This window comes from Pseudooceanicola pacificus (assembly GCF_009789075.1).
GTDB lineage: Bacteria > Pseudomonadota > Alphaproteobacteria > Rhodobacterales > Rhodobacteraceae > Pseudooceanicola > Pseudooceanicola pacificus.
In genome coordinates, this window is the sequence record NZ_WNXQ01000005.1 from 80174 (window position 1) to 92229 (window position 12056).

The following is a 12056-nucleotide window of genomic DNA, read 5'->3' on the forward strand; positions in this document are numbered from 1 at the left end:
TGACCGGCGCGGGCCATGGTCAGGCGCTGACCTGCTGTGCGTCGTAGCCCGCGTCCTTGATCGCCGCGCTCACCTGCTCCGGCGCGAGGACGCTGTTGATGCTGACCCGGTGCGTGTCCAGGTCGCAGGCGACATCGGCGCCGGGGTCGGCGGCCTTGACCGATTTCTCGATGGCAGCCGTGCAGTGGCCGCAGCTCATGTCGGGCACATTGAATTGCATTGCGACGTCTCCTTGCGTTTGCTTCGCCGCAGATATGAGGATTCCAGCGGGTGGAAGGTCAAGAGGGCCGGTCACCGCGAAGAAAATTCATCCGCACGCTTGACCTTCCAGTGACTGGAGGCCCCACATGAGGGGCAGCCAAGAGGAATCAAGGAGGCCGTCATGCCCGAACCAAAGCCCGTCACTCTCTCCGTCGAGGGCATGTCCTGCGCCTCCTGCGTGGGGCGCGTGGATCGCGGTCTGGCGGCGCTGGAGGGGGTCCATGACGTCTCGGTCAACCTCGCCTCGGAAACCGCCCGCATGACCGTCGACGATCCCGCGCGTGTCGGCGCGGCGGTCGAGGCGCTCGACGACTTGGGCTACCCGGCGCGCCGGGCGACGGTGACGCTGAACATCGAGTCGATGTCCTGCGCATCCTGCGTGGGTCGCGTCGACAAGGCGCTCGAGGCCGTGCCGGGCGTGCTCGAGGTGAACGTGAACCTCGCCTCGGAAACCGCGAAGGTCACCTACGCCGAGGGCGCGGTCACGCCCTCTGACCTGACCGCCGCCAGCGCCGAGATGGGCTACCCCGCCACGGTGGCCGAGGCCTCCGGCGGCGAGGATCGTGGTGCCCGCAAGGAAGAGGAGGCGCGCGGCCTGCTGCGCCAGACGGCGCTGGCCGCCGCGCTCGCGCTCCCGGTCTTCCTGGTCGAGATGGGCGGCCACGTCTTTCCCGCCGTGCACCACTGGATCGACGCCACCATCGGCCAGCAGACCAGCTGGGTGCTGCAGTTCGTGCTGACCACGCTGGTGCTCGCCGGCCCCGGGCGCATGTTCTACCGCAAGGGCATCCCCGCGCTGCTCAAGGGCGCGCCCGACATGAACAGCCTCGTCGCCGTGGGCACCGGGGCGGCCTACTTCTACTCGGTCGTGGCGACATTCCTTCCGGCGCTGCTCCCCGAGGCGGTGCGCGCCGTCTATTTCGAGGCGGCCGCCGTCATCGTCGTGCTGATCCTGCTCGGCCGCTTCCTCGAGGCGCGCGCCAAGGGCCGCACCGGCGCGGCGATCCGCAAGCTGCTGGGCCTGCAGGTCCGCACCGCCCGCGTCATGCGCGACGGCGAAAGCGTCGAGGTCTCGGTCGACGATCTTTCCGCCGGCGACATGGTCCTCGTGCGGCCGGGCGAGCGTATTGCCGTGGACGGCGAGGTCACCGAGGGCTCCAGCCACGTCGACGAAAGCATGCTCACCGGCGAGCCGGTCCCGGCCGAGAAGGGCCCTGGCGACGCCATCACCGGCGGCACCGTGAACGGCGCGGGCAGCCTGACCTTCCGCGCCACCCGCGTCGGCGCCGACACTACGCTGTCGCAGATCATCCGCATGGTCGAGGAGGCGCAGGGCGCCAAGCTGCCAATCCAGGGGCTGGTCGACCGCATCACCCTGTGGTTCGTGCCCGCCGTCATGTCGGCGGCGCTGCTGACCGTGCTGGTCTGGCTGGTCTTCGGCCCGTCGCCCGCGGTGACGCTGGCGCTGGTGGCCGGGGTCTCGGTCCTCATCATCGCATGCCCCTGCGCCATGGGCCTCGCGACGCCGACCTCGATCATGGTCGGCACCGGCCGCGCCGCCGAGATGGGCGTCCTCTTCCGCAAGGGCGACGCGCTGCAGCAGCTCGCCTCCGTGGGCGTCGTGGCGCTCGACAAGACCGGCACCGTGACCGAGGGGCGGCCCGAGATGACCGACCTCGTGCTGGCCGAGGGGGGCGAGCGCGCCGACGTCCTGTCCAAGATCGCGGCGGTCGAGTCGCGCTCCGAGCACCCCATCGCCGAGGCCGTCGTCCGCGCCGCCCGGGCAGAGGGCGCCCCGCGCGCCGAGGCCACGGATTTCACCTCCGTCACCGGCCACGGCGTCCGCGCCACGGTGGACGGCGCCGAGGTCCTGGTCGGCGCCGACCGCCTGATGGCCCGCGAGGGCATCGAGACCGGCGCGCTCGCGGCGCGCGAGACCGAGCTTGCCAGCCGCGGCCGCACCGCTCTCTTTGCCGCCATCGACGGCCGCATCTCCGCGGTCATCGGCGTGGCCGACCCCGTGAAGCCTGCCAGCCGCGAGGCCATCGCCGCGCTGCACGACAAGGGCCTGACCGTCGCGATGATCACCGGCGACAAGCGCGAGACGGCAGAGGCCATCGCGCGCGAGACCGGCATCGACCATGTCATCGCGGGCGTCCTGCCCGACGGCAAGGTCGCCGCGCTGGACGAGCTGCGCGAGGGGCACCGCCAGGTCGCCTTCGTCGGCGACGGCATCAATGACGCGCCCGCGCTGGCCCATGCCGACGTCGGCATCGCCATCGGCACCGGCACGGACGTCGCCATCGAGTCCGCCGACGTGGTGCTCATGTCCGGCGACCTGCGCGGTGTGGTCAACGCCTTCGAGGTCTCGACCCGCACCATGCGCAACATCCGCGAGAACCTGTTCTGGGCCTTCGGCTACAACACCGCGCTGATCCCGGTCGCGGCGGGCGTGCTCTACCCGGCCTTCGGCCTGCTGCTCTCGCCAATGCTGGCCGCCGGGGCCATGGCGCTCTCGTCGGTCTTCGTGCTGACCAACGCGCTGCGCCTGCGCCGCATCGCGCCCGCCATGGACGAGGGCGCCGCCGCGCGCCCGGCCGCCCACGCGGCGCACGCGCCCGCAGAGTGAAAGGAGGACTGCCATGAACATCGGAGACGTCGCCCAACGCTCGGGCCTGCCCGCCAAGACGATCCGCTACTACGAGGAGATCGGCCTGATCCGCCCGCAGCGCGGCGAGAACGGCTATCGCCGGTTCCGCGAACAGGACCTGCACAAGCTGGCCTTCCTCGGCCGCGCCCGCGCGCTGGGCTTCACCATCGAGGACTGCCGCACCCTGATCGCCCTCTACGAGGACGAGAGCCGCGAGAGCGGGCAGGTCAAGCGCGTCGCCGAAGAGCACCTGCACCAGATCGACGACAAGATCGCGCAGCTTCAGTCGATGCGCGCGACGCTGGCCGAACTGGTGAGCTGCTGCGCCGGGGACGACCGCCCCGACTGCCCGATCCTGGAGGACCTGGCGCAGGATGTTCCGGAAGAGGCGGTCGGCGCATCAGAGGGAGTCCGATGACGGGAACCGGGGACAGAGCGCACTGGGATGAGGTCTACGAGTCGCGCGACGAAGGGGCCGTCTCCTGGTTCCAGTCGGAGCCGCAGCCAAGCCTTGAGCTGATAGAGCGCCACGGCGGCGGCAAGGCGGCATCGGTTATCGACATCGGCGGCGGGGCTTCGCGCCTTGCGGAAGCGCTCCTGGCCTCGGGTTATCGCGACCTGTCGATCCTGGATATCTCCGAAGCGGCGCTCGCGCGGACGAGAAAGCGCCTCGCCTCCTTGGCGGATCGGGTCGGTTTCATCGTGGCCGATGTCACCACTTGGAAGCCGGCCCGTCACTGGGATGTCTGGCATGATCGGGCGGTGATGCACTTCCTCGTGTCGGAGTCCGGCCAGGCGGCCTATCGCCGGGCGATGCTGGCGGCCACCGTGCCCGGGTCCGTGGCGATCATCGGCACCTTCGCGCCAGACGGCCCCGAGCGGTGCAGCGGCCTGCCGGTGAGGCGCTGGTCCGCGGACGATCTGTTGGACTTCTTCGCACCTGAGTTCTCGCTCCTGGACACGCGAAGGCACAGGCACGAGACGCCGGGAGGGGGAACCCAGAGCTTCGAGTTCGCTGTGCTCCGACGGGTTTGAGCCGTCGGCCCCAGACCCGGCCCGAGGTTGGCCAAGGGGAACCCTCCAGCGCGGGAGTGTTGTTTCACACTCAATTTACGGCAATTGAGGAGGCGACATGTCCTATATTCGGTTCGGTCTGATGATCGCGACTTCGACGATCATCATGTTCATCCTGATGTATCTGAACACCTACGCGTGGGAGCATCTCTTCTTCTCCGAGACGCGCGCCTACATGGCCATCCTGATGGGGGCAACGATGGCCATCGTGATGCTGTCCTTCATGGTGGCCATGTATTCGAGCAAAGCGCTGAACATCGCCATTTTTCTTGGCGCGGCGGTCGTCTTCGCCGGATCTCTCTGGCTGGTTCGCAGCCAGGTCACCGTCAGCGGGCCCAGCTACATGCGCGCGATGATCCCGCACCATTCCATCGCGGTCATGACGTCGGAGCGGGCCGGGATCGAGGACGCGCGCGTGCGCAAGCTCGCCGACGAGATCATCGCCGCGCAGCGCAAGGAGATCGCGCAGATGAGCCATCTGATCGCGGATGTCTCCGGCGGCAACGTGGTCAACGACATCTACGAAGACCCCGCCGCCGAACCGGGCAGCGTAGAGGACGCCCTGAACAACACCCTGATTTCCAAGCTCGACCTTTCGCCGCTCCCCGAGGAGGAGGCGAACCGGGTCGTCGACGCGCCGGGCGCATGCCGCTTCAACCGCAGTCCCGAGGCCGACCCGATCCTTTGGACCGGACCGGACGGTGAAGCCGTGACCAAGCTCAACGGTGTTCTTGTCGGTCTGCAATCTTCCGGTGGCGAGCCCAGCTTCACCTCGGATGGCATGGAGGTCAGCGTTCGACCGCTCGGAGATGAGGCGGACTGGCGGGGTGATGCGGAACTGACCTTCGCCCTCGATGCGGGGCTGACTGCAGGCTACCGGGGTTTCTGGTCGTGCGGCTGACGTCGAGCGCGACGGCACCCAGACTGCCTCGTCTAAAATCTGCGCTGCGGTATCACGCGGAGGCTCCACGTGATCCATTGTACTCGTCGAAGATGTCGTCGATCTCTTTCCCGGCTGCCGCGAGCGCGGCCAGTTTTGCCCTGTCACCAGTATATTTCTTTCGGGCCTGCTGCGAGGTGTGGTCATTCATCAACATGCCGGCCAGCGTCGCATCCTCGCTGATCGCGAACACGACATCGTAGACGATGGATCGACAGATATGAGCACCGGTCCCAAACTCGGTTGACCAGACCTGCGACACGTAGTTCTCGGCAACGCGCGTGCTGTCAGGATGGACAAAAAGAGGCCATTCTTCTTCCTTGGCCGCGTCGCGCAGGGCGTCGAGATATTTCGGGTCATCATCCTGAAGCAGGCGGGCATCGACGAAATGCTGCACATTCGGATGAACCGAACCGGGGTAGTCCTCCCGACCGGGACGATGCCGTGTCTTGCGCAACTTGTAGTCCCGCAGGCGGTAACGGCCCTCGGTCCAGACGAGGTCGCGGCCGAACCTGAGATCATGCCATTCTCGTCGAAGGGGAGTTAGCGGGGGCACCGCGATCGCCATGGCCCGATTGCGCTTGATGACCCGCGTTGCCGGGTTGGTTTGCTTGGCCACGTCTGCGAGGATGGATTCGGCGCGCGGATGAATGGTCGTGATGTCGATCGCGGCAAGGGCGGCAAATTTCTGCGCCGTCTCGACGCTGGCCCGGTCCCGCAGCTTCTGGAGAAGCTTGTCGATTTGCTTGACCAGGGGCTTCGGGTAGGCCTTCGAGAAGCGGAGGAAATCCCTGAGATCGGCGAATGTCGCGATGATGGTTGAGGTGCTCAGTGGCGCGCCCCGGGCGGAAATTCTGGTCGTCTCAAAAGTATAGTATTTCCGGAGGGAGGTTATTTCGAAGTCCAGCGCCAGCTGGCTTTCCCGGAGATACCAGCCGTATTGACACAGTTTCCGGGTCATGCGGTCGTAGAGATCCGGTGCCAGCTTGATCTCGCCACCTTCCCTCCGGTCCCGGATGCCCGCAAGGTGTTGTTGCCACTCCATGGGAAGCTCTTCGAGATAAAGCGAGATATTGCGCTTGTAGTCGCGGCGCGGCTCACGCGAGATGCCGGCAAAGCGCGCGCAGGCGGTCAGAGACTGTTCTGCAGCACGCAGAGACGCGAGCGGCGGGGCCTCGGGACCGTCGGTCTTGATCATTGCCGCGACAGCATTGCCGATGGCGGCGGCGCCGTCATTGAGGCGAGCCCAGACCCGGCAGTCGGACGGCGTGAGTTCCGCGCAGCCATGTTCGATCATGAACTCGACCAGGCTGTCGAGTGCCTGCAACTCCGCGAGCGGCATGCCCAGCAGGATGGGGGAAGCCGCGTTGGGTTGCCAGTGCGGTTTTGCGAGGATGACATGACGGGTCATTTTCCGGCCAAAGCCTCCGCCAGGAGATCCTGCACTTCCTCGAGCTTCTGCCGCTTGTCGATCCACCCGTAATAGGTGTCGAGCACGCCGACCGAGCAGCCGAGATACGCGGCTGCCCGCCCTCGGTTGCTCCAGGACCGCGCGAGCAGCAGCGTTGCGAAGCCATGCCGGAAATTGTGCGGGAACATCGGCAAGCCGATCTCTGCGCTACTGCGGGTCAGCCACTTGTAGAGCATCTTCCCTCCGAGAGGGTTTGCCGATCGCTCGGAGACGAACAGGTGTGTGGCCAGGGCGCACTTCTTCTCTTCGCAGTAGTCCGGGTTGGCGAAGTCGAAAAGCGGCCGCCCAGTCGTCAGGTACCAGTCGAGCACATCGTAGCCGCAATACTTGTCATCCCGGATGTGGATAGGGGGCAGCTCAACATACTCGCCTTTCATGTCTTTCTGCGCGACCCGTAGCTCGAAGAACTTCCTTTCACCTGTCGTCTTGCGGAACAGATTCTGCCCGGTGCCGCTACACTCTGCAGCCAGCGCACTGCCTTTCCGTAGGCCGGCGCCACGGATTGCCAGCGCGGAGAAGGCGGCGCAGGTCGATAGACGCCGCGCGGCACGCAGCTGCGATGTGGTGAGAGCCTTGTCTGTCGCGAGAACGTCCTTCGCACGCTCCTGGTAAAGCACGTGTTGCCTGAGAAACGTTCGAACGTCTGCGGGATTGTGAATGAGGTTCTCGCAGAAGGTCCGGTTCTTGGCGGACATCTTTTCACCCGCCGCGTGGCCTTCCTGAAGGTGCGGGTTCTTCTTCAAATTCTTCAGCCACTTCTTGGTCTTGAGACCGTTGGCCTTGCCGATCTGGGCGACGATGCGGACGTAATCCGCGGCGGTCCGAAGACTGAACCCGGCATCCGTTTGAGACTGTTCGATCCAGTGACGGATGGCGGCGATGCGAACCGGTGTCTCGAACAGCGAGTCGAGACAGTTCAACGACGCCACGTCCGCAGCGCCGGTTTCCTGTGCGGCCCGGGCCAGCGCGACCAAAGCTGCGCGGTAGGTCTCGGCCGTTTGCGCCTTGTAACTCTCTGTGCAACTCTCGGAGACATCATCGTAGGTGCTTTGGTCGTAGCGTGCCGTCTCGACCATGTCGGCGATCATCTTGCGCACGGAGTCGGGCAGGGGGATGCGGGCCGTCGGAACGAGATAGGTTGGGTCGAAGTCTGGTGGCAGATGTGCTGCGATCTGCGGGAAGACGCGATGGCGGGCAAGTGCCCTGAGGGCTGTCGCCGACGCGTCTCGCTCGTGGACGGGCATTTGATCCAGGAAGGGCGGAACGAGGTCGGGGGTCAGGTCCATCGGATCGATACCGGCCGCTCTTGCGCGGTCCGAGAAGGTTCGGATCGCGCCGAGTGTCCCCGAATGCACCGGACCGTGGTCTTTTGATAGGTCCGCCAGGACGGCCAGGAACGGGGTCCAGCCGTCGATGCGCTCCCGCAATGCTTTCTTCGCGGCGACAAGACCAAGGGTGGTCCGGATCCTGCGGCGGACGACCTCGCGCCACTTTGCATAGCTGGTCTTGGACTGCCAGAAACTCCGACCTGAGCCGGGCAGCGGACCGGCGCCGATCTGCTTGAGTGCCGGGAAATTTGTGTCAAACCACGCGAGGAGGTCGACCTCGCCCCCATCGAGAGTAGAGAGCGGTGCGTTGAAATACTCGGCCAACCGAGCAATGCGGGTGCGTTCGGTTTCGTTGACGGTCTCGTCGCATACTGTCTGCATGGTTTTCGAGGCTGGCACGACGTCGGACATGGCCGCCTGAGAGGCATTGGCGAAAAAACCCATTCGGTATTCCTTGTCGGGTTGTAGGGAGGCGGTCGACGTTCCGGACGGCCGCGCGATTTCGGAGTCAATCGGACTTAGGGTCCGATGCGGCCTCACGGAAATTTGCGTAATGGGCCCTGGTGCGCTTGACACCAGTGTGCCCGAGAAGCTGGGCTGCCGGGATCGGGGAGTGGGGGGGCGCATTCGTCCGGGAGAGGAGGCTCGCCTGGACGTGACGGATCCGCATGACGGACGTGCCGAGCGCGAAGACGTACCGCCGGATGGCGCGGCGGACGGCGTGGCGCCAAGCTTGGTAGGCTTGGGCACTGGTCCAGGGCGCCTTGGCATTGTCGAAGCCGCCGCTCGGAAAGTGCGCATCGAACCAGTCGATGTCCGCGGGAATCTTCTCGGGGGGCCTGTCGAGGAGGGTCTCGAGCCGGCGCAGGGCGGACTGTAGGCGCCGATCGGGTTCGTGCTCGAGCACCTCCCGAAGCGTGAATGGCGCCTGGGCGAGCGGGTTCGCAACGATGCGGCTTTGGTATTTCGTTTTGGGACCCATGGAATTTCCTTTCATCTGGTTCATTGAGGAGATTGGTCGCTTGGCGTGCAGACGAAGCGAAAATGTGCACTCGAGTCGGAATATCCGGGAACTAAGCGACGCCTTATGTTCCCGACAGTTTCGCCTCTTCCGGCGCCCCGTGCAGGCCATCGCCTCGGCGTGCATTTGCGCCGGATCCTGTGCAGGAGAGCTGCGTTTCAGACTGGGCGGCCGCACGTGCCGTGGTGTCTGCGAACAGGCCGCGAGACGTGCCGCCCGTGGAGGAGGGCGCGGCCTTCGGGGTGGCGATATTTGTCTCTTCGGCCCGGAGAGCGTCCTCCGAAGCGGGTTTCTCTTCTGAGGATGCGAGCCTGTGCACCACGTCCGAAACGATGTAGCGGATGCGCCCATGGCTGATGATCCGGGCCGGCAGGTCGCCCTCGTCCGCGAGGATCGCGTCGATCCGGGCTTGCGGGACCTTGAGATGCCGCGCCAGGCGCGTCGCGGGCAGGGCATGCCCGGGGATCGGCGCCAAGTCATGAAAGGTGTTTCTGGGGCTCGCCAGCAGCTGCTCGACCTGAGCCTTCAGCATGCGGTTCCGCTTCGGTCCAAACGCGTAGAGTGGCGGGTAGGGGTTGTCGGGCGCGCGCAGCTGGTTAAGGAGATTCTCCCCGGAGACACCGAACCACTCCGCGACGTCCGCGACACGTACCAGGCCGCTGCCGAGCATGTCGTTTTCGAGGGGGCCCGATGGCGATAGGCCGAGCAGGTGCTCATAAACTCTCGGCATCGGGTACTTGCGACCAAGCGGTTCAATTTCGAACCGGGCAAGAAAACGGCGAACTTCGTTGCGCGACAGCTTCGACCAGACACTCAAATCGATGAGTGTCGCGGCGTGAAGTCTTGCGAAGGGCGGCATGGGCATCTCCTGTTTTGCAGGAGATGGTTCCAGGCACAGAGTGACGGAAAGAATTTCTTCGCCGACGTGGTTGACGCTGATCTAAACCAGGCCTGGGCGGCTTTCGCGCCAATCGCGGATCCGCGCGACGTGGAGGCGGGCCGACGCGGGCGTCATAAAGGGTTGCTCGCGCATGATCCGCTCGAGGTTCTCCTCCGACACCAACTCGCCGGTCAAAGGATCGTCCCCGCACGAATGGACCCCGAACTTTCGCAAGCAGCGCCAGACGAAATGCGCGGCCTCGAGAACCTGCACGGTCTCGCCCTCGAGCGCGGTCTCGAACCTGCGCGGAAGGGGGAAATGCGCATTCTTCAGCCGGGTGCCGATCCGGGGCATCGGCCCGAGTTTCTCGGCCGGCAGAAGACTGTCCCCGGCGATTTCTGGAACGGACCACAAGGCATCGAAGTTTTCTATGGCGCGGACCCACTTTCTGCGCAGGTCTGGACGCAGGGATCTCTCATGGATCCATGCCCATTCGCGATCGAGCTGCCAGGGTTCACGCGCTTCGTGGGCCGCCACGTCCATCAACGTGTCGACAGGATTTCCGGCTCGCGGAAGACCAGCCTCCACGATCCTGGACTGGAGCTTTTGCCAACCGGGTGTCCACGCGCGGCCGACGCGATCAGCCAGACGCTGCAGTGGCGCGCGGTAATGGAGCATTTCCCGTGGATGGCTCGCGGCCGCCGCCGCGATCAGGTCTCGCCATGGAATGACGTCGATCTGAGCTTGGAAGACCTTTTTGTCGGACGTCAGCTCAAACAGGCGCCGCGCCGCAGTGATCAGCTCCTTCACCCCAAAGGCGCCGTATCCCGCCGCTTCGGCGATAGACCGCAAGGAGTTCTCCAAGGCTGTGGGCATGTCACCGCGGTGATGGCGAAGCCAGTCGCGCTGGTCGCCGATCGCGGGCCCCGGCAAGAGCTCGGGAAATACAGAACGCAAGACGTCGAGGGCTGCCAGTCCCGTCAGGCACTTCGGAACATCTCGCAGTCCTTGAGCCTTCAAAAGGAATTCCCGCGCGACATCCATGTCGATCTTTTCGGGAGGTATCGGCGGCTCGGAGCATTCGGCATATTTCCTGACCAACAGCAGGCCCTGCATGTCGGTGCCGCTCGCGATCGTGCCCTTGGCGCGGGAGATCATACCCTCCCAAGAAGAAAGCCTGTGCGTGTGCGCCAGAAACGTGCGGAGGGCGGTCCGGTAGTCGCGCCGAGTGAGGTCCGCACGTTCCTCGACCCTGGTCTCGAAAAAGACCACGGCGTCCTGCAAAAAGGTGGGACTGTCGATGTCGAAGCCTGCGTCCAGAAGGTCTCGCAGCAGCCGGCGTAAGTCCTTCACGTGCCGTCGGCTGGTCGAGCGGTCTTTCGCAAAGGCCGCAACCTCTGCCTCGATCGCGGTCGGTAACATGACCGGTTTTCTGTTTGTCTTTCGTTTCCGAGGTTCGGCGAGCCTGTCATGGCGTTCAGGTCGACGCACCCGGTCCGCAGTAACATCTTCGGACACAGCCGCAGGCTCGGTGCATCGAAGTAACGAGAGCAGCGTCCGGAGATAGAGAGCCGCGGTGTTCGCGGAGATCTGCTGCCCTACCGCTGCATGATATCTCGTCGCATCCTCGAGGCTCAGCGACCAGCCTGGCTTCGGCCCGTCTTCTGAAAGTAAACCAAAATCCACGGCAAGTTCGAATGCGCGCCGAGCGTGAAGGGCGTGGCCGACGGGAAGTCGTCCTCGAACTGCCGCGAGCGCGGCCGGCAATTCGATGCGGTGTTTGTCGCCATCGCGATAAGCCGGGAAGGGGCCGATTTTCTCAGGGCGAAGGATCCCGGCCACGACAACGCGCGGATCGTCTCTGAGCTTGTCAATTGTCGTAGCGGAATTCCGGAACGCATTCCTCTGCTTATCACGGAGATCGCGGTCGGCTGCGATGGCCAACTTACGCGTCACATCCCGCAAGATCGTTCCAGGGAACATCTCTTCCATCAGTTTCCGGTTCACGCCAGGCAGACGGCGTTCCCGCGCAAGCTGGTTAAGCAGCGTGTAGGGATCAGTGTCGGGCCATGCCCCTGCCAGCCGTGCGTGCCGCAGGAGGCTCTCCCGGCACCGGCCGTAAAGGCCAGCGTCCCCGAATGCAGCGGCAAGATTGTCGTCTGGAACCTGGGGAAACGTGGCCGCGAATGATGCTTCCGAAGCGAGCACCCCAGGGTCGTGGAACGTCTCTGTTCCTATCGCGCAGCAGGCAAGGTCGAGGAACGCCAGGATAGAGATTCTGCCCGGTGATTGCACGGCGCCGCTTTCGATCCGCATCCGCAGATCGGCCAGGCACAGGGAAGGTTGCGAATGGGTCATGTGGAGCAGATGGGATCATTCGGGAAATCGAAAAATCGCCCTTGGCGACCAAGCTGGCCGCCAAGGGAAAACC

Annotated in this window: 10 protein-coding genes; 4 read left to right on the forward strand and 6 right to left on the reverse strand. The window is 65.0% G+C overall.

Translation table 11 applies throughout. The features are described 5' to 3' along the window. Positions 1–19 precede the first annotated feature (19 nt). On the reverse strand, positions 20–220 hold the full coding sequence (locus GLS40_RS10465; protein WP_076695385.1) for a heavy-metal-associated domain-containing protein: 201 nt from the start codon (positions 218–220) through the stop codon (positions 20–22). A 162-nt stretch (positions 221–382) separates the two neighbouring features. Here GLS40_RS10465 and GLS40_RS10470 point away from each other — a divergent pair, with 162 nt between their 5' ends. From GLS40_RS10470 to GLS40_RS10485, 4 genes are all read left to right on the forward strand, one after another. Beyond that, positions 383–2890, forward strand: coding sequence for a heavy metal translocating P-type ATPase (locus GLS40_RS10470; RefSeq protein WP_160382701.1), 2508 nt, complete (start codon positions 383–385; stop codon positions 2888–2890). 13 nt (positions 2891–2903) lie between these two features. Next, complete coding sequence (gene cueR, locus GLS40_RS10475; protein ID WP_076695383.1) at positions 2904–3329, forward strand: Cu(I)-responsive transcriptional regulator; 426 nt, start codon at positions 2904–2906, stop codon at positions 3327–3329. After that, positions 3326–3946 carry a class I SAM-dependent methyltransferase gene (locus GLS40_RS10480; RefSeq protein ID WP_076695381.1) on the forward strand — a complete coding sequence of 207 codons (621 nt, stop codon included), beginning with the start codon at positions 3326–3328 and terminating at the stop codon, positions 3944–3946. The genes cueR and GLS40_RS10480 overlap by 4 nt, the downstream gene beginning before the upstream one ends. A 97-nt stretch (positions 3947–4043) precedes the next feature. Continuing rightward, positions 4044–4886, forward strand: a complete 843-nt coding sequence (locus GLS40_RS10485; RefSeq protein WP_107978279.1) for a DUF305 domain-containing protein — start codon at positions 4044–4046, stop codon at positions 4884–4886. Positions 4887–4938: 52 nt separating this feature from the next. Here the strand turns inward: GLS40_RS10485 and GLS40_RS10490 are convergent, their stop codons facing one another. From GLS40_RS10490 to GLS40_RS10510, 5 genes are all read right to left on the reverse strand, one after another. Continuing rightward, positions 4939–6336 carry a hypothetical protein gene (locus GLS40_RS10490; protein ID WP_107978278.1) on the reverse strand — a complete coding sequence of 466 codons (1398 nt, stop codon included), beginning with the start codon at positions 6334–6336 and terminating at the stop codon, positions 4939–4941. Continuing rightward, a complete protein-coding gene (locus tag GLS40_RS10495) occupies positions 6333–8168 on the reverse strand; it encodes a site-specific integrase (RefSeq protein WP_160382702.1) in 1836 nt (611 codons plus the stop codon). Before GLS40_RS10495 ends, GLS40_RS10490 begins: the two co-directional genes overlap by 4 nt. Before the next feature lie 64 nt (positions 8169–8232). Continuing rightward, complete coding sequence (locus GLS40_RS10500) at positions 8233–8730, reverse strand: hypothetical protein (protein WP_146178874.1); 498 nt, start codon at positions 8728–8730, stop codon at positions 8233–8235. Positions 8731–8809: 79 nt separating this feature from the next. Then, positions 8810–9604, reverse strand: coding sequence for a hypothetical protein (locus GLS40_RS10505; protein WP_076695371.1), 795 nt, complete (start codon positions 9602–9604; stop codon positions 8810–8812). 81 nt (positions 9605–9685) lie between these two features. After that, positions 9686–11983 carry a hypothetical protein gene (locus tag GLS40_RS10510; RefSeq protein ID WP_160382703.1) on the reverse strand — a complete coding sequence of 766 codons (2298 nt, stop codon included), beginning with the start codon at positions 11981–11983 and terminating at the stop codon, positions 9686–9688. Positions 11984–12056: the final 73 nt, after the last annotated feature.

What these genes read in the sequence shown, in the direction of transcription:
- GLS40_RS10510 (WP_160382703.1), bottom strand. Translation starts at nt 11,983, where the DNA reads ATGACCCATTCGCAACCTTCCCTGTGCCTGGCCGATCTGCGGATGCGG.
- GLS40_RS10505 (WP_076695371.1), bottom strand. Translation starts at nt 9,604, where the DNA reads ATGCCGCCCTTCGCAAGACTTCACGCCGCGACACTCATCGATTTGAGT.
- GLS40_RS10470 (WP_160382701.1), top strand. Translation starts at nt 383, where the DNA reads ATGCCCGAACCAAAGCCCGTCACTCTCTCCGTCGAGGGCATGTCCTGC.
- GLS40_RS10495 (WP_160382702.1), bottom strand. Translation starts at nt 8,168, where the DNA reads ATGGGTTTTTTCGCCAATGCCTCTCAGGCGGCCATGTCCGACGTCGTG.
- GLS40_RS10480 (WP_076695381.1), top strand. Translation starts at nt 3,326, where the DNA reads ATGACGGGAACCGGGGACAGAGCGCACTGGGATGAGGTCTACGAGTCG.
- cueR (WP_076695383.1), top strand. Translation starts at nt 2,904, where the DNA reads ATGAACATCGGAGACGTCGCCCAACGCTCGGGCCTGCCCGCCAAGACG.
- GLS40_RS10500 (WP_146178874.1), bottom strand. Translation starts at nt 8,730, where the DNA reads ATGAACCAGATGAAAGGAAATTCCATGGGTCCCAAAACGAAATACCAA.
- GLS40_RS10465 (WP_076695385.1), bottom strand. Translation starts at nt 220, where the DNA reads ATGCAATTCAATGTGCCCGACATGAGCTGCGGCCACTGCACGGCTGCC.
- GLS40_RS10490 (WP_107978278.1), bottom strand. Translation starts at nt 6,336, where the DNA reads ATGACCCGTCATGTCATCCTCGCAAAACCGCACTGGCAACCCAACGCG.
- GLS40_RS10485 (WP_107978279.1), top strand. Translation starts at nt 4,044, where the DNA reads ATGTCCTATATTCGGTTCGGTCTGATGATCGCGACTTCGACGATCATC.